The sequence below is a fragment of the Vibrio harveyi NBRC 15634 = ATCC 14126 = KCTC 12724 genome, assembly GCF_001591145.1.
Taxonomy (GTDB): domain Bacteria; phylum Pseudomonadota; class Gammaproteobacteria; order Enterobacterales; family Vibrionaceae; genus Vibrio; species Vibrio harveyi.
Genome location: NZ_BCUF01000003.1, coordinates 84,137 through 102,324, shown reverse-complemented (window position 1 = coordinate 102,324; position 18,188 = coordinate 84,137). Strand labels below are relative to the sequence as shown.

At 37.7% G+C, this 18,188-nt stretch carries 15 protein-coding genes and 1 other RNA gene; 9 read left to right on the top strand and 7 right to left on the bottom strand.

Annotation, left to right across the window (positions count from 1 at the left end; all coding sequences use genetic code 11):
• The first annotated feature begins 18 nt into the window (after positions 1-18).
• Positions 19-1,683 carry a DNA repair protein RecN gene (gene recN, locus VHA02S_RS02575; RefSeq protein ID WP_038898505.1) on the top strand — a complete coding sequence of 555 codons (1,665 nt, stop codon included), beginning with the start codon at positions 19-21 and terminating at the stop codon, positions 1,681-1,683.
• 249 nt (positions 1,684-1,932) lie between these two features.
• Positions 1,933-2,292, top strand: a complete 360-nt coding sequence (bamE, locus tag VHA02S_RS02570; RefSeq protein WP_005447656.1) for an outer membrane protein assembly factor BamE — start codon at positions 1,933-1,935, stop codon at positions 2,290-2,292.
• 135 nt (positions 2,293-2,427) lie between these two features.
• On the opposite strand, the gene VHA02S_RS02565 is transcribed toward bamE, so the two are convergent.
• Both VHA02S_RS02565 and VHA02S_RS02560 read right to left on the bottom strand, forming a co-directional pair.
• The gene (locus VHA02S_RS02565) at positions 2,428-2,784 is read right to left on the bottom strand and encodes an RnfH family protein (protein ID WP_005447657.1); all 357 of its coding nucleotides are present in this window, start codon (positions 2,782-2,784) and stop codon (positions 2,428-2,430) included.
• Positions 2,774-3,217 carry an SRPBCC family protein gene (locus tag VHA02S_RS02560; RefSeq protein ID WP_005447659.1) on the bottom strand — a complete coding sequence of 148 codons (444 nt, stop codon included), beginning with the start codon at positions 3,215-3,217 and terminating at the stop codon, positions 2,774-2,776. Before VHA02S_RS02560 ends, VHA02S_RS02565 begins: the two co-directional genes overlap by 11 nt.
• A 118-nt stretch (positions 3,218-3,335) precedes the next feature.
• Here VHA02S_RS02560 and smpB point away from each other — a divergent pair, with 118 nt between their 5' ends.
• Entirely contained in the window at positions 3,336-3,821 is a 486-nt protein-coding gene (gene smpB, locus VHA02S_RS02555; RefSeq protein ID WP_005440253.1) for an SsrA-binding protein SmpB, read from the top strand.
• Positions 3,822-3,889: 68 nt separating this feature from the next.
• Positions 3,890-4,257, top strand: a transfer-messenger RNA (tmRNA) gene (ssrA, locus tag VHA02S_RS02550).
• 787 nt (positions 4,258-5,044) lie between these two features.
• Here the strand turns inward: ssrA and VHA02S_RS02545 are convergent.
• Complete coding sequence (locus VHA02S_RS02545; RefSeq protein WP_038898504.1) at positions 5,045-5,845, bottom strand: EAL domain-containing protein; 801 nt, start codon at positions 5,843-5,845, stop codon at positions 5,045-5,047.
• Between the two features lie 592 nt (positions 5,846-6,437).
• Here VHA02S_RS02545 and VHA02S_RS02540 point away from each other — a divergent pair.
• The gene (locus VHA02S_RS02540; protein ID WP_038898502.1) at positions 6,438-7,220 is read left to right on the top strand and encodes a winged helix-turn-helix domain-containing protein; all 783 of its coding nucleotides are present in this window, start codon (positions 6,438-6,440) and stop codon (positions 7,218-7,220) included.
• Entirely contained in the window at positions 7,204-7,686 is a 483-nt protein-coding gene (locus VHA02S_RS02535; RefSeq protein ID WP_038898501.1) for a hypothetical protein, read from the top strand. The genes VHA02S_RS02540 and VHA02S_RS02535 overlap by 17 nt, the downstream gene beginning before the upstream one ends.
• 286 nt (positions 7,687-7,972) lie before the next feature.
• Here the strand turns inward: VHA02S_RS02535 and VHA02S_RS02530 are convergent, their stop codons facing one another.
• The 4 genes from VHA02S_RS02530 to VHA02S_RS02515 all read right to left on the bottom strand — a co-directional run bounded on the left by VHA02S_RS02530 (position 7,973) and on the right by VHA02S_RS02515 (position 13,062).
• Positions 7,973-9,166, bottom strand: coding sequence for a hypothetical protein (locus VHA02S_RS02530; RefSeq protein WP_038898500.1), 1,194 nt, complete (start codon positions 9,164-9,166; stop codon positions 7,973-7,975).
• A complete protein-coding gene (locus tag VHA02S_RS02525; RefSeq protein WP_127891275.1) occupies positions 9,151-11,361 on the bottom strand; it encodes a peptidase associated/transthyretin-like domain-containing protein in 2,211 nt (736 codons plus the stop codon). Before VHA02S_RS02525 ends, VHA02S_RS02530 begins: the two co-directional genes overlap by 16 nt.
• Before the next feature lie 104 nt (positions 11,362-11,465).
• Positions 11,466-12,059, bottom strand: a complete 594-nt coding sequence (locus VHA02S_RS02520) for a hypothetical protein (protein WP_038898498.1) — start codon at positions 12,057-12,059, stop codon at positions 11,466-11,468.
• A 226-nt stretch (positions 12,060-12,285) separates the two neighbouring features.
• Positions 12,286-13,062, bottom strand: coding sequence for a hypothetical protein (locus VHA02S_RS02515; RefSeq protein ID WP_038898497.1), 777 nt, complete (start codon positions 13,060-13,062; stop codon positions 12,286-12,288).
• A 1,323-nt stretch (positions 13,063-14,385) separates the two neighbouring features.
• Between VHA02S_RS02515 and VHA02S_RS02510 the strand changes: the two genes are divergently transcribed.
• The 3 genes from VHA02S_RS02510 to VHA02S_RS02500 all read left to right on the top strand — a co-directional run bounded on the left by VHA02S_RS02510 (position 14,386) and on the right by VHA02S_RS02500 (position 18,142).
• A complete protein-coding gene (locus VHA02S_RS02510) occupies positions 14,386-15,279 on the top strand; it encodes a LysR family transcriptional regulator (RefSeq protein ID WP_038898495.1) in 894 nt (297 codons plus the stop codon).
• 99 nt (positions 15,280-15,378) lie between these two features.
• A complete protein-coding gene (locus VHA02S_RS02505; protein WP_038898493.1) occupies positions 15,379-17,421 on the top strand; it encodes an FUSC family protein in 2,043 nt (680 codons plus the stop codon).
• A gap of 145 nt (positions 17,422-17,566) precedes the next feature.
• Positions 17,567-18,142: a DedA family protein gene (locus VHA02S_RS02500; protein WP_005447665.1), complete on the top strand. Its 576-nt coding sequence runs from the start codon at positions 17,567-17,569 to the stop codon at positions 18,140-18,142.
• The last annotated feature ends 46 nt before the right edge of the window (positions 18,143-18,188 follow it).

Genomic DNA, 18,188 nt, shown 5'->3' with positions numbered 1-18,188 from the left:
TTATACAGGTAAATAAAAATGCTGGCTCATCTAAGTGTTAATAATTTTGCGATTGTTAAGTCTTTACAGCTCGAGCTTTCAAAGGGCATGACCACCATTACTGGTGAAACAGGTGCAGGTAAGTCTATTGCAATTGATGCGTTAGGTCTTTGTTTAGGCGGACGTGCCGATGCAGGTATGGTGCGCCAAGGCGAAGAGAAAACAGAAGTCAGCGCTGCCTTTTTACTGGATAACAATCTACACGCAACGCGTTGGCTAGAAGATAACGACCTGCTTGATGGCAGCGAGTGTATCTTGCGTCGCATCATCACCAAAGAAGGTCGCTCTAGAGCCTTCATCAACGGCAGCCCAGTCCCACTTTCACAACTCAAATCTCTTGGGCAGTTGTTGATCAACATCCATGGACAGCACGCACATCATCAATTGATGAAGAGCGAGCACCAAATGGCAATGCTTGACCAATATGCAGGACATTTAAACCTATTAAAAGGCACACGCAGTGCTTACCAGCATTGGCGTCAGGCAGACAATAACCTCAAGCAACTAAAAGATAACAGCCAGCAAAATCAGGCACAAAAGCAGTTGCTCGAATACCAAATCAAAGAACTGAATGAGTTATCGCTAGGTGAAGAAGAATTCGCAGAGCTCGAACAAGAGCACAAACGACTGTCCAATAGCGGTGAGCTTGCCGCTACCTGTCAGCAAGCCATCGAACTTATTTACGAAGGTGAAGAAGTCAATGCGCTTGGTATTTTGCAATCGGCCAATCACTCCCTAATTCAATTAGCTGAATTGGATGAGAAATTAGCAGAGCTACCAAATATGCTGGCAGAAGCGATGATCCAGCTAGAAGAAACTAAAAACGAACTTCGCAGCTACCTTGATGGCATTGATGTCGATCCGGGTCGCATGGCTTATGTCGAAGAACGCTTTTCTAAAGTGATGTCAATGGCTCGTAAACACCACGTTATGCCTGATGAGCTATATCAACACCATCAAGATCTATTGGCTCAAATCGAAGCGCTCGATTGCTCTGATGAACGTTTGGATGAACTCGCTCAAGAAGTTGAACAAAAATATCAAAGCTTCTTGACCCAAGCGGAAAAACTGCACAAATCACGCAGTCGCTACGCAAAAGAGTTGAACAAACTGATCACACAAAGCATGCACGAATTGAGCATGGAGAAAGCGGTATTCAGCATTGAAGTGAACAACGAAAATACCCACCCATCACCGCTGGGAATGGACAGCGTCTGCTTCTTGGTTTCAACCAACCCAGGTCAGCCATTGCAACCCATCGCTAAAGTGGCATCGGGTGGTGAGCTATCACGTATCTCATTAGCCATCCAAGTGATCACCGCGCAGAAAGTAGATACTCCAAGCTTGATCTTCGATGAAGTAGACGTAGGTATCAGTGGTCCAACCGCCGCTGTTGTCGGTAAGATGCTGCGCAAACTAGGAGAGTCGACCCAAGTAATGTGTGTCACCCACTTACCTCAAGTCGCAGGTTGTGGTCATCAGCAAATGTTTGTCGCAAAACACACCAAAGGTGGTCAAACTGAAACACAAATGCGCTCACTAGATAAAGAGCAACGTGTGGCAGAATTAGCTCGTCTACTTGGTGGTAGTCAAATTACAGATTCCACATTGGCAAATGCTAAAGAACTGCTTATCGCCGCTTAAGATTATTACTGAGCCACCGCATATCAATCAGTTCAGTGGCTCTCTCCCATTTCAACAGCCCCAGTACTTTTGCTTTTCGCTAAACGAATGCGCAATGTTCCGCCAATTATTGTTCAATCTCAGCGAATAAATGCAACTCAACTCAAAATTCGTTGTCAGATTCCCTACCATACGACGCATAGCTTTTTACATCTGCGTCGAGCTTGTTTATTATCAGCGCAGTATTTTAAAGGTTACTAAGAAATTATTATGCAATTAAAGAAGTGGTTAGTTGCCGTACCATTAGCAATGACATTGCTGACAGGATGTTCGGTATTGGAAAAACTGGTTTATCGCATTGATATCAACCAAGGCAACTACGTAGAACAAAGTGCGGTTGATAAATTAAAGTTTGGGATGACTAAAGCACAGGTTCGCTACGTTCTTGGTTCACCTATGTTGGTTGAAAATGGCTACCCGAATACGTGGTACTACATTTACCACCACACTCCTGGTCACGGTGACTCAGTGCAAAAAGATCTTATCGTTCAGTTTAACGACCAAGGCACGCTGGCAGACATCACTGGTGACTACCCGAAAAGCGATGCATTTTACGAGAAGATTCAGTAAGCAACCTTTATTTTCACTGTATTCTTAAAGCCTCCTGACGGAGGCTTTTTTATTTCTGCTCAACAGAGCAAGGAAAGTTCGCCCCACAAAAAACAACACCTCCCAATTGGGAGGCGTTGTTCGTAATCAAAAGCATTATTCCTCAGCTTTTCTCAAAGCATTGGGCTTACCGCCTGTCACAGGGTCTGCACTACCAGCGGCCTTTGCTTGCTCCGCTCGTTTACGACGGATCTCTTTTGGATCTGCCAATAGTGGGCGGTAAATTTCGATACGGTCTTTGTCGCGTACCGTTGCATCTAATCGCACGTTACGGCTGTAAACACCGACTTTATTCTTCTTCAAATCAATCTCCGGGTATAGCTCAAGCACACCCGACTGGCGGATAATATCTTCAACCGTTGCTTGATTGTTTACCACCAAATTGAATACACGCTGCTCTTGAGGAAGCGCATAAACCACTTCCACGTGAATCATGTCCGACTCAATACTCATAGCACTCGTACACCTGTTTCGCGCGTTTGGTAAAAGCATTCACCATGTTATTGGTTAGCTCATTAAAAATCTTGCCGAAAGCCATTTCGATCATCTTGCTTGAGAATTCAAACTCAAGCTTCAGTTCCACTTTACACGCCTGCTCATCCAAAGCAGTGAAGATCCAACCACCACGCAGTGTCTTAAATGGACCATCGACCAAATTCATCATGATCGCTTGACCCGGAATAATCTCGTTAGAGGTTGTAAATGTCTTACTGATACCTGCTTTTGCTACATCGACAGAAGCCACCATACCATCGTCCGAAGACTCAATGATTCGTGAACCTGAACAACCAGGTAGAAACTCAGGATACTTAGAAACATCATTGACCAGATCGAACATCTGCTCTGCACTAAAAGACACCAAGGCAGAACGGCTGATTTGCTTCATACACACTCCTATCGATACGCGTACATGTTTAAGGCTTGTGCCAATTCTACTTTTATTCCACGATAGCGCAAATAAAAGGATTTCCTAACCCATATCCAACCCGTATAATGAGTCCATTATGGTAAAGAAAAAATCAAAGCAAAAAGCGGGTAGCAACACTATCGCGCTGAATAAAAAAGCTCGCCACGAATACTTCATTGACGATGAAATTGAAGCAGGCTTGGAGCTACAAGGCTGGGAAGTGAAAGCACTTCGCCAAGGTAAAGCCAATATCGCTGAAAGCTACGTTTTCATGCGTGACGGAGAAGCCTTTGTCAGCGGAATGACCATCACGCCTCTTAACCAAGCTTCTACTCACGTTGTCGCAAACCCTACACGTGTGCGAAAACTATTGATGAGTCGTCGTGAACTCGACAACCTTCTTGGTCGCATCAACCGTGAAGGTATGACGCTAGCCGCATTGTCACTGTACTGGTCTCGCTCTTGGGTGAAGATCAAAATCGGTGTTGCGAAAGGTAAAAAACTTCACGACAAACGTACCGATCTGAAAGAAAAAGACTGGGCTCGTGAAAAAGCACGCGTGATGAAGAGTTCACTGCGTTAAACTTGACCACTTAGACGCATAGTACTGGACAGCTTAGGCTTTTCTGTTACTATGCCGATATTACCTCTGGGGCTGATTTAGGATTCGACGGGAATTCAGAAGTCTGAGGTGCATGCCGAGGTGCGGTAGGCCTCGTTAACAAACCGCAAAAAAATAGTCGCAAACGACGAAAACTACGCACTAGCAGCTTAATAACCTGCTCAGAGCTCTCTCGCCCTAGCTTCCGCACGTAAGACGGGGACCAACGAGGGATCAAACCCAAACGCGCTAGCCCGGATTCTCCCGCCTGAGAGATGAACGGCGAATTTTAATTCAGGATAGTCATTCATTAGCGTGTCGGTTCGCAGGTGGGTGGTGAATTTAAAGATCGACTAAGCATGTAGTACCAATGATGAAAGGTTTTCGGACGCGGGTTCAACTCCCGCCAGCTCCACCAATTATCATATTAAAGACGTCCTAGGGCGTCTTTTTTCTTATCTAAAAGCTCTCAGAATCGATATTACGTTCAGGTTATAGACTGCATTTCCCAAATAGACGAAGTCGACACGGTAATCTATCCCATGCTATTTATGAGATTTACTGAAGTGTGATTTCTACGTATGTGTACTTTGTCAATTGTGGTGATAACCTTTATGGCAACAAATAAGAACAAGGTGTTGTGTTAACTCAAGTATGGTGTAGCGAATTAGCTGTTCAACACTTAACTTTCAAATCCATCACACCTTAACTTTACTAAGTAAAAATATCCCCTTTCTAAGCAAATGAGTAGCAATATGCCTCAACGACAATATGCTTGCCTCCTTTATCTTCACCGACGAAAAAACAAGCGAAAAACACATAACGGGGAAAACGTCAACCATATCTAGACTGTACATCACCACGCACACAAAGATTATCAAATATTAGTGTTGCATATTCATAGTTTATGCTCTCTGATGGTTTTATACTTTTGATATTGGTTTACTCAAACATCCTTATTAGTAACGTTTCACTTTGATGATATTTATCTGAAAAAAGGGTAATCACTTTTCTACAGTATGTGCCTTTTTTGTAGCAAAAGGCGATAGGATAAATTTTTGGCACTTAAAAAACGATGACACTAAATAGCTGGGCAGAAAAATAGATGAGGTAACGCCTAAGCTTGCGAATGGATAGAATAATCAAGTATGCATATCTTCAAGCGAGGTAACTTAATCCATGTTGGATTAATTAAAATCTATTATTTAATAGTACCGAGCCAAAATGATACTGCTAGACATTGGTTTTGCGTAGTAAAAACCTTGAACTAATACGTCATTGTTAAGTGACCATTTAAGAGTAAAGTGTTGCCTTGCCAATTCAACCCCTTCAATTACTACATATGGTGTAAGTGAAAAACAATTATCGAGAAGGTCTGTCAGTGAGTCAAGAGAACTGTCTGAGCTTCCAATTTCACAAACTTGACTACGGTCAATTTTAACAATTGACCAAATTGGTAACTTTAAAGCATCTTGATCAGCAAAACCTGAACCAAGATCATCCAGAGCAAATCTAACTCCAAGATTTTTCAGGGTTGTTATAGATTTCATAAAGGCATCTGTCATTATAATTTTCTTAGTCTCAGTCACCTCCAAAAATAGACGATGTGCTATATAAGGAGCTTCGCATAACATGCTCTTTAACTCATCTACATAATTGCTGTCATTTAAATCGTCAAAGGAAACATTCATAGTAAAATAGGTTACTTGCGTTTCTTTACGTATAAACAATCGAATATTATCAATAACTAACCTGGTAACTAATCTAGTTAATTTTCGTCTTAACATTGGTTCTTTTTCTGTAATAGGGATAAAAACCGATGGTCCAATATTAAAAGGATTAGACCATCTAACTAAAGCTTCAAAACCCCAAGGTTTATTAATTGAGCCCAACCAACTAATGGGCTGAAATAGAATGTAAAATTCGTGCTGTGCTAGCTTCAAATCTAATTCAATGCGTTTTTTTATCTCAATTTCAGAAATCTCTTTAGTATTTCCAATAATCATTAACTACCCCAAAACAAAAAACATACAGAATAAAAATTCATATAATCATCAAAAGAAATGGCAATAAGTGTGAACAGTTTAAAGCCGCATCGTAATCTAGGGGAAGTTAGTATAAACCACGGCTCTGAGCTAATGAATTTATGTGAACATCAATAAATAAGAAGCTAAAAATTGACTTAGAAAGAAAATTACTCTGAAAAATGGAAAATGAACTTTCCTAAATCAAAGGCAAACACTGATTATTAAACCGTTTATTGACTTTTAAGTTGACTGGACAGACCAAGTTTTTCTTTTTTTCTAGTATATTAAAGCATAAGCGTAAAGACTGATGTTCTAATCTAGCTCTGAAAACCTGAGTTATAAATACTTGAATTTGTGGTTATTCTTGGGCATTTCAACATAGGCATTGCACATTGGAATGATTATCATTATCATGTGATGGTAAAGTTAATTTGATTACTTCGTTACGTATCAAGTTTACATTCAAACACTATACTTATCAGTAAAGGACTTAAGCCAAAAGGCAGGTATCATGGAAAGCAATTACATACTTAGTTTTTAACTAAAGTATTATATTAAACAATGAATAAATATGAATACTGACACGATTTGGAATTTATACCCTCTTGCCCGTGAGCAACTAGTTAATACAAAGACATTAAGTGCAACGAAATTGAAGTCAACAGAGTGTCGTGCACTAGAAATATTAATAGAAAGTCAAGGCAAAGTGGTAACTAAAGACGAATTATTCAAAAAAATTTGGGGAAGCAGAATAGTATCTAGCAACAGTCTAACTCAATGTATCGCACAACTTAGGTTAGCTTTAAATGATAATGGGAAAGAACAAAAATTTATTAAAACAATACCATCAAAAGGATATATGTTATTCGAAAACGTAGTAGAAATAGCAAAAAACGAAGCCAGAGTTGTTGAGTTTTCAGCTAAAACGAACCATTCATACTCACAGAAAGAACCTAAGAGCAATTACAACTACACATTACAAGCTAAAGTTTGGTGTATTATCTTTTTTACAACCTTATTTATCTATCAGACTTTAGATGCTGTGTATAAACTAAACTTTTCTCAAGGTGTCACATTTAGTCAATGGTTAAAAAGAGAGCAAGATGATATAACATTTCACTTTGTTAATAGTCCTGCAACTAAGAAATTATCAAAGTATTTAAGTTTAGATAGCAAGCACCTTTCAAATACTGCTATTAGAAGTTTATTCATATCTAAGGGTGTAAATAACTATTACCTATCATGTATCTATACTTGTGATTCCACCGAAGAAATAAGAACTAAAAATATCACTTTTCCATTGAACGAAAATTTTTACTTTGTAGGAGTGACATTAAATGAAATATGTAGATAGACTAATGTATATATCCATATTTATCTCTATGGTTTCAGTGATTATCAACGTAGCGATTACGATAACTAACACTCCTGACTTTATAAAAACCTCGAATAACCAGACTTTTCATAGTAATACAATAAACTTCACAACCAAAGGCGATGTATTTTTTATTGAAGACTTGCATACGTTAAACTATAGCCCAATTCTTCATAAAAGGTCATATACAACTAGAACAATAGAAGGTGAAAAGTCAAAGCTATTCATGAACTATCAAATTAACTTTTACGATAAAGACTTGATGACATTTTCAAATATAAACTTGCCAAATGGGAAAAATTTCAAAGATAGTATTGATATTGAAACTCATAATCTTCAACATCTAGATAAAGAAATCATAAAAATAATTTACCAAGAAGGTGGCGTGTTATGTTATAACACACTTCTAGATGGTAATATAAAGTGTTTAACTAGGAAAATTTAAGAGGTCATTTGGACTAGCTGTTGAAAGTGATGAATTTCAAACTAAATGGTAAGTTAATTAACATTACCTAAATGTAGAATTTCTGACTTCAAAGAAATAAACTTCACCTAGTCCGATAACTTCACTTTAAAATATAATCTTGACGATAAATAAAACTCCTCAAAGGTGGGTTTTATTCAACTAACATACATGCTTAACTTTATGAATGTTTCGTTAAAAGATATCATTAATACTTGATAATATGTCACGATTTTATTTTCGTAAAAACAAATAGCCCATTATATTTCTACATAAAATCAGCATCTAAAATTAGTGTTACTGAACCACTAAAGTCAAGCAAATTTTCGTTAGGCAAGAGAAGTAAACTATTAGAATCAACTTCAAACAGCAAACCCAAAGGAAAATCTTGATCATCTCGGAAGCTTGGTATCTTTGTTAAGTCAATCCTTTCACCAGGGCTTAAATACACTTCTGGATGAGGACCACCTAAATGATCAAATCTTAACCCTGGTTTAATGATTATTTTATACCCATCCTTATTTCTAAGCTCGCAAGCATTATTGTTTTTATATTGGCAATCAAAACTTAGATCTATACTACTGCCATTTGATTTTACGTAACCATTAAAGACAAAAGATTTATTTTCTACAGAGTTTCTAAATAATGTCATATTTTGCTGACTTGATGAAATAAGCCTATAGCTAATATACCCTTTAAGCTTCAATGAAAATACATATTTAGTAACATCAGACAAACTATGTTTTTTTTCCATCCCCCCATTCTCTTTTATATATTCAACTTCAAATCTATCTCTAACATCGGCACTTACGGTATAGCTTCCTGATGGGATTTTTGAATATATTTTAGTATCATAGCCCAATCTAACTCCAGAACTCTTAATACCAAATCTACTGTTATTAGGGAAGAGCGTATTGCTCGTTATAGTAATTGTACAAACATTGTTTTTTGTTACTCTATTATGTAATAATACTGATGAAGAAAATTCACTACTTTCACCTACTAAATTCGTTTTTCTAGCCACACTACAATCACTTGCAATTTTATATTCATCAGCAACAATAGGTAGTAGCAACTTATAATACCTTGATGAAGTATGATGAAGCGCACCAATATGAATTATAGTCTTTTTATTTAACCTCCCTTTATTAGATTTTAATACACCCTCAAGGTATCCAGAGCCAGAAGAAAGATATAATTTAATCGTCTTGACCCCATCAGGAATAGCATCATGTTTTATGGGAGATCTATTGATACAAAGGTGGTTTATAGGCAGTTGGCAGTCGCCCCCCCAATCAGGGTAAACAGGATCTTTATCAAAATCTTCTATTGTAGGAATATGAAGACTCTTCGTCTTTCTTGCCCTATCAACTATAAATCCATAACTTGGATTTTCATACGCTCCAATTTCTCCAAAAGAATAAAATGGTATAAAAAAAAGTAAAGTTAATATTCTTTGCATATTATTCTGCCTATATATATATCTGTCTGTGTTAGATCGTATTTGTGCTCTTTTAAATCTATTGAATTACAAATCGCATTATCTAATGAAAGATCTATTTTTGGTTCCTCCCTACTCACTTTTAATTTAAAGTAACCAAACTTTCCAGTATAAGATTCCCCACTATGATTTTTAACATATACTCCTTCTATCGGTTCATCGTTTAGAAATACTCTCCCAGAAACCATTAGACTTTCTAAATCAAAATTTATTTTTATAGGATATATGCGATACTTTCCGGTTTTGAAACGCGATGAGTCACTATCCAATACGATTGAACGAGATTCAGTATCGAGTTCAATAACCCTATCAGACCAACGTCCTCCTAAAGATATTATTTTATTATCTTCCACCGGAAATTTAACATTTTCAATATTTAAATTGTATTTTAATTTATTATTGCTGGCTAACAATTCATCATTAACTTTAATTGCATTTTCAAAATTGTTTGCATTATTGACAACTCCGTATTTCGATATTCCAACGTAATTGGATAACCTGTAAGAAAAATAATTAGATTCTCTAGAATAAAAAAACACCCCATTACTAATAAAGTTATCATTACTAGATGAAAAGTTAAGATCTAAAGCGTTTACATTATCATTAATGAAGCTTAATCCAGCTTTAATCCGACTTTCATCATATTCTGCCGAGTTAGATACTCTGGTACTCAACCCAAAAGAGCTATATCCAATATTTACCGAAGGACTAAACCAGTTGTTGCCATCAAACCTTAACTCTAAATTAACACCAACCGTATGTCTTTGCTTAAAATCTGTTGATACATCTATAGAATAAATAGCTTCATAATTTTCATACTTTCTATTTGTAAAATAGTTAGCTACCATATTATTAGACAAAAAAGGAGTATCCAGATTATCAATCATATAAGTAAGTGAAAAGCTATCATTATTATTTAAATTCTTAGAAAAACTAATACTTGCCTTATCTAATCTCGAAGAACCAATATATTGATAGTTCCCCGTAAATACAGTATCAATTTGTTCAATATGAAAGGCTCTAGATAATGAAAAATTAAATCCCTCATTTTTCCCATAATCAAATTTAGAGTCAAAATTTAATAAGCTTGTAGTAAAAGTTAAGTCCCAGGACTTCGCTTTAGGAGCCCAACCTGCATTAATAGAGTAATTTTCACCACCAAGGTCCAGTTCGGAGTATACAATTTTCTCCCAGTCTTCATCCTTATCACCTTGATAATCAAATGATCCAAATTTAACATTATAATAAAAATCTAAAGACTTTTTTTTCCCATAAAAGATATACTCTTCTGATGTATTAACAACTTCATCATTAACTATTGTCTCTACAAAAACCTTCCCACCATTAAAATCACTATCGATAATTACTCTATTTAAACCTAAATTAGCTCTGGATATAGACAATATATTTTTAAATTCATCATAAACTTTAAAAACACCAATGTAATTAGAGTTAACCATTAATACATTATTGGTTTCATCATTTTTTATTATTTGCTCTTCTTTCTTATAAATATCTATACCTAAAAAACTTTTCTTTTTTAATCTACGAAAGTTTCTTGAGTTAGAATCCCCAAAGAACATCCCCCAACCAAAATCAGACGATGTATTATCATACCTTATCCCTTCCAAGTTATGATAATTCTCATCTTGATTAAATACTAACTTTGAATCCAATTTAATATTACTTTCCTCACTGAGACCATATGTCATCTCAAGATTGTAAAGACCACTAAATGAATTTTTTGAGGTACTTCCATTATATATAACGTTGAGGTCATTATGTAATAAGAGAAGAGGAGAGGAATTAGCTAAATATAAGTTTTCTTCAGTAGTTCGATTTTTATAGAACAACCGGATTGTACCTAATGGTAATGAAAATTCAAATTCTAGATATTCAAACGAGTTGCAAATTTTTTTGTCCATAACAGAACGGCATGAAAACTTAATGTAATCTATATTCTTCTCGTTGCTAATAATATATCTAATAATTTCAAAGTGTTTTTTTTCAAGATCTACCAAATGAAATTTAACATTTCCATCTTTTAAGAAACTTATATTATTATCTTCTTTATGAACAATACCATTAATATCAACTATTACCGGCATTACATATATGGAATTTGTAACATCTATAGTAGGACTATCAACTACCAAAATATTACTTTTCACTCCAAATGAAGTAAACGACACAAATAATAAAAGAATAAACATTCTCATATTAAAATATGGAGAGTATTAGACTCTCCATCTCCAAATAACTAACTCAAATCACTTTCAAAAATAAGAGCAATCGATGCACTATAACTACCTGGGACAGGCTCTCCTACAGCATTCTTCATTGAATTAAGCATACCTGTTTTAAGTGCCTTAAAAGTTACTCCGAAAATAACTTCAGTTCCGGGCTCCAAACCAGTTCCGTCTGATTCAGACGACGCTTTTACGGGATAGACAACTTGTTTAATTAAGCCAACATTTTGAACTCCAGCTTGCGACGACACTATCATATTATTACCATCAGGCTTCATGTTAATTTCTATAGGAATAGTTGCCCCTTGAATGGATTTCAATTGAGGAGGTAGATTTGTATAAACGAAAACGTCTTTTTTTGATTTTATTTTCAAATAAATTGGTGCTTGATTTGGGTTTATAAAATCGCTAATATTTTCATCCCATTTAAATACTATTGCAGAACTTGAGCCAGTCCCCACTTCCTTTACGTAAAAGTCATCTGTGTTTTGTTTTATATTTGCAGATAAATTGAAATTATGTTTAATCACAGTAGGGTTTGAATAACTAAACCCACTAAAAACAAGAAAAAAGATTGCCAATATGCGGCACTTAAAGTTAATCATACAATTATGTATCCTTAGTTTATTTTATGACATTTAATTAAAAATATTTTTATGCACTCATTACAAGTTACATATAAGACTATTAATTGAGCGTTTGTTTATAAATAGCCTTAGATGTTCCAATATAAGCAAACTCATTTAAAGACTAAAATTTCATCTACCACATGCATTCTTTGATAAATCCTCTCCCATAAATACATTAAATTAACTCATTCAAATTTGTTACTTAAAAAAATACTTTTTGCTCCTTTTTATTTTGAGAATTAAAAATTATCTGATTTAACTCATCTTCTTCTATTTTCAGTTCTAGTTTGCCAAGATTTATTTCTCTGTAGTCACCTGGTTTTATTATCATGTCCGGCAAATATTCTGTTCGCCCATTTTTATCTGTGAGTAATATATCCCTCATATTAAAAGTAAGCGCACCTATATTTCTAATCACTAAAAGTCTATCTTTCCTTAAATGCTCTACACGAAGTTTAGATGTATCTAATTTTTTAAAATCTTGCAGAACAATTATTGACCCCATCCCCAAGTTAAGAGAAACTTTTCCGCTAGCAACTCTTTTATCAAGGTTGTTAAGTTGTTTTAAAGAGAACAAATGAGAAAGTTTCGGATTATTTTTAATAGCTTCTGAAGCACTTTCAGGAATAACTCTTAACCTATAGTAAGATTCAGTAAACATATCCCTGCTTCCATTATATGGGTACAATTCAATATTTTTTATAACTTCAGGAGGCAGTACGAATTGCTTAGGCACAACATCGATTTTTTTTGATTCATTTCCAGAATCAAATTGAATTTTGCCTTTGTCATCTTTTATTCCCTCATATATAAGGAGAGTTCCTAAAGCTAACTCTTTTCCCGAATTAATAACTACAATACTATGTTTACTTTTATTGGCGTCAAAAAAATAGACTTGCTCATCTAGATCTAGTTTCACTGCCATAGAACTAAAACTAATCAAACACAATAGAAAGATGAAATTATTCTTTAGCTTCATCGACTCCCCCCCCAAATTACTCAAACTTTTTTAAAAAGATTAAAAAGTTCAAAGTTCAAAGTTCAATTACATTAAAAAACCTCACACAACATATCAATAATGCCTCCAAGTGAGATGGCGAGGGGGAATAGTAATCAAACAACAAACGCCATAAAAGTAAACTTATATCAATCATTTTCACTGACACAGCTTAAACGTAAGTTATTGTTAAAAAACAGAAAAATACCGAAAGAAAAAACCACTTAACGTAAGTTCACAGAGATTAATCCTACCCAAATTCAATGCTAACTATCATTCAACGACAAATCACAAACATTCACTAGCCACTATTTAAACATGTCAGAGTTAATCACAAGGCACTGGAGTGCATTTTGAATAATCAAATTTCAAAAATAATAAATTGGGAGCCTTATACAAATCACACCTTAAATAAGACCTGAGCTATCGACAATTAGGTTACATTGCGCATTTATACGACCTAACATTAGGTTAATTAATGAAGGGGCTTATAAAATCAACATCTACAATTATTTTTTACTTGATGAATTAAAATTAAATCACTTTATATAAAACATTTAAATTTATTTGATAACAAACAGGCACATCAATAATGCTTATTAAGAAGCTTTCTAAGCCAAAGAAGATATAGCTCGTTCTCTTTTTTATTGCAATAATCAACTTTACTTTGCTTATATTTCCAAAAAAATAATAAAACCAGAACAACTTAACGTTGCAGAAAAGACTCTCCTATCTAAGAGAAAAATAGAGAATAGGATAAGCTTAAGAATAAAGTAGCGAAAGAATATTAAAGTACACATTGCATTAAATGACTAAAGTATTGGAAGAAATGGTCTTGATATGTCGAAAAACAGACAGAAAGTCATAAAAATCGTGAACAAAAACGAATTGACGTTGTTTTATTTGGAACACAAAAAAGGTATAGCAATCACTGGACCTGAAATGAAAATCATGCAGAGCTAATTTTCCCTGAGTTGTACTCGTTCCGGGGCGGTACAAGTTCTAAAATCTATACGAAATAAATCCAGTTCCATTCACTCAAGAAATATATTATGGAATTGGGAGTTGAATTAGTAATTATTAAAAGGTCATATGAAGTATAAAAAGTAAGTTCAGTGTTAAATGATGAGCCATAAACAGAGTAATTTTAACTCCAAATTCCTCTGCTCATTCCGACCAAGGGTCAACTCGAAAGGGTTGGCCCTTTTTGTATCTGCGATTCGTAGTTCCCCTCAACTCATCGCTTTGATTCCTAGCCAAAATCTCTTAGTCTGTGTTTAAGCATTCATCAATGGACATGAGTTTATGCTAAAAGGCAGTGAGTACCCTTCTATTCGTGCGCTGCGAACCTTTGTTGCAGTTGCTAACCATCTGAGTTTTTCTAAAGCGGCAGAGAGTTTGTGCGTAACTCAAGGTGCCGCGAGCAAACAAATTGCGACGTTAGAGCAACTGGTTGGGTTACCTTTGATTCAGCGTGGTATCAATGGTATTGAACTCAGCGAAGAAGGAAAACGTTACTTGCCCAAGGTGACCGAAGCGTTGGAGATCATCCAACATGCGACGGCGAGCTTAATTCAAACCGATACAGAGCAAGAGTTACTGGTGGTCGATGTTACGCCTTCTTTCGCCAGTTTGTGGTTGGTGCCAAACATTGATGAATTCCATCAAATCCATCCTGACATCCGCGTTAAAGTTCGCACCAGTGATGGTCCAATAAATCAGTTAGATGTAGACAGCGACATCACCATCCGTTGCCTTCCTCTCTCTAGTCACTACGAACATGGTCGATTGCTGCGTCAAGAAACGCTGCTGCTAACGGGCTCATCAAGTTCTTCAACGTGTAATGACAAACAATCCATTACGGATTTCGCTTTTATTCCTCAAACAACGCGCCCGCAGTTGTGGGAGCAGTTCAAACTAGAGCAATCTCTGCAAAGCGCGATTCATTATCACCCCGTCGGTCATGAGCATTTCTATCTCTCTTATGAAGCGGTAAAGCTTGGTAAAGGTCTTGCCCTCCTGCCTGATTTTATGGTGCAGCAGGCGATGTCGAGAGATGAGGTCTACCACATCCAACAATTGCGTATGCATAGCCATTATGGCTATTACGTATTTGTGCCGAACTACCGTCTAGCGGCGCGAAAAGTCTCACTGTTCAATGATTGGCTATTTAGTCAACTTGGAGAAGGCGTCGGTTAGATAACGACTCTGCTTCAATTTTTCAAACTGTGGTTGAAGCCAGCACATCTAAAGATATTCGCGTTACACTGAAGGTGTTGCCAACTGTAATGAGGGTTTATGACGTTATCTCCTGCCTTTCTGCGTAAAATCTGGTACTCCCCTTCTGTCAACCTTGGTTTGCGTGCCACCAGCGCGATTGTCCTATTCATGGGATTGGGTGTGTTATTCAACCAAATCAATCTCGCCATGACAGCTTTAATGACCATGCCTGCAGCATTGATCAGCGGTTTAGACACTGCCGGTCCTAGACGCTGGACACGCTTTGCGATTACCGCTTTTACGTGGAGCATTACGCTCGTCATCAGTTATGCTCTGCTGAATATGGGCTTACCGCTGTGGCTGACTTACGGCGCGATGGGAGCAATATTGGCGAGTACAGCAGTGAATGGTCCGTTTTGGGGACGTCTTGGCATGTCGAGCTTACTGATCGCGGTCGTGAGCTTGTCACTACATAATTCCAGCGCGGTACTTGGTCTCTATCCTATGTTGGTGTTGGGACCACTCACTTTTGCGCTGTTCAGTTGGCTTTGGTTTGCCTTATGGAAACATTACGCGCTGCGTGTTTGTCTTTCTGCGATTTACGAGACGCTAGCGGACTACATTCAATATCGCCAAGCTTTCTTACTTGGAAGCGAAACCGATGCTCCGAAACGACGCATCAAATATCAGTTGATTGAACTGTTCCAACAAGCGCTGCAATCAGAATCTTTTCGCTCGAAACATGAAGACGCCAACTCTCTACGTCAGGCTTTGTTTTTGGCGCTCGATACATTTGAAGTCGTCTTGAGCAGCCATACCAGCAACCCTGATCTGCTTAAGCAATTTCAATCCAGTAAACCGAAACGAGATCTGCTCTTGGTTTGGAGCCAACACTGCCAGCAAAGATTAAGACACAAAGCCAAGCAGCTTTTGCATAACACGCATGAAGAGATGGAACACTTGAGCTCACTAGAGCAGGAAGCCCATGATTTGATTGAGGCGGTGAAGCTAGAAGACCAGCCTCGCTTTCGCTACTGGGCATACGCGGTAAAGCATATTTCTCGTCGTATTGAGCTCAATGAGCCCGCTTATGAACGCTCCTTTGAGGTGCAACCATTCGAGCTGTCTTTTCGTTTGCCAAGTCGAGGCAACCCAATTTGGCGCCATGTGACTCGCGTTGGTTTGATGTTCGCTCTTGGAGCTGGGATTGCTGAATACTTTGAATTGATTCGCCCGGATTGGGTGTTGATTTCCATGTTGATGGTCATTCAACCGAGTTTCTTGGCAACCCGAAGTAAAACTTGGCAACGCTGTTTGGGTACGGCACTTGGGGTACTCTTCGCCACCTCCTTGATTCATCTTGGCGTACCAACGACCATCCTGTTGGTATTAATCGCGGTCCTATTACCCATCGCAATGCTCAATATTATGCGCCATTACTCGCTGGCGATTGGCTGTATTACCGCGCTGTTGATTTTGGTTTATCAAACCATGGCACATCAGGGGCTCGACTTTGCCGCTCCGCGCTTGATCGACAATGTCGTCGGTGGCGCAATTGTCCTACTCGGTTATGGCTTATTGTGGCCGCAGTGGCGAGGTAAGGAGATTCATACCCAAGCATTAAAAGCGCTCGATAGTTCAAAAAGCTTATTTGTGTATTGCTATGAGCAGTTACAAGTCGACACAGAGCAACGTGATCACATGGCGCTCACTAAGCAACGTGCCGCCATGCTCACTGCAGAAAGCGATCTTGAACTGATTTACAACGAGATGCAGCAAGAGCCAAGGCACACTCGCGCCGATCCGCATTATTACGAAGATATGTTGAGCCATTATCGCTTGTTGAGTCACTACCTCTGCTTGCTGATCCCTCTAGTGAGAGCGGGCACCCATTACCAAGGTTCATTGCAAGTAGAACGCCTGATTCATGATGCGATGGATGCGTTGATCAGTACGATTCGTGACAATCGTGTTCATGAGCTGCCAGCACTGAGCAATAAAACCGATGCCAATCATCCCTCCTCGACCGCAGGACAGCGCTCTGTCGAAGAGATCATCTGGTTAGCATTGATGACGATTAAGCAAATGCACGACTTAGTAAGGCGTAACCTAAAAGACTAAATACGCACCACTATTATCAACGGAATGTCAGATTTGACTATTTGAGAACAACGTCGATTGACCAAGCTAACTAACAGGAGTATCACTCCAGCTTCGTTCCACTTTGGTTAGAGGAAAGCATTTGGAACACATTAATGATTTACTGATGGCGATGAAGCCGCTGCTTGAGCAATATGGCTATCTCGCCCTTATCGTCAGCATCTTTCTTGAAGGTATTGGCATTCCGATGCCGGGGCAATCGCTGATGATTGCGGCGTCTATCATCTCATCTGAGCATGTCATGAACCTTAGCCTAGTGATGATAGTCTCTTGGTTGAGTTGCTTTTTTGGCAACACGTGCGGCTACCTGATTGGCTATCACTTTGAAGGTTGGTTAGACAAGAAAGGCTATATTTCTGGCCCTAAAATGCAGAAGCTACAAAATACAATTCAGAAGTATGGTCCTGCTTGCTTGGTTGTCAGCCGCTTTATTGAAGGAATGAAACAGTTTATGCCGCTTGCTTGTGGCATTGCTAAGATGTCGCGTAAAGAGTTCTTATTGGGCAACGCCCTTGCAACCACCATTTGGGTTGCCGTGTTCAGTTTGCTCACTAACTTTGCGTTTGAGCATCTAAGCGTTCTCAGCCAGTTCTATACCGATCATCGCTACGTGGTTTGGTCGAGCGCAGCGTTGTTGTTCTCACTGATGATCTTCGCGCTCCTCAAACGAAAAAAAGCATAAATACTCTACACAAGTAAAATTCTACAAAGGCTCACAGTATCAATAA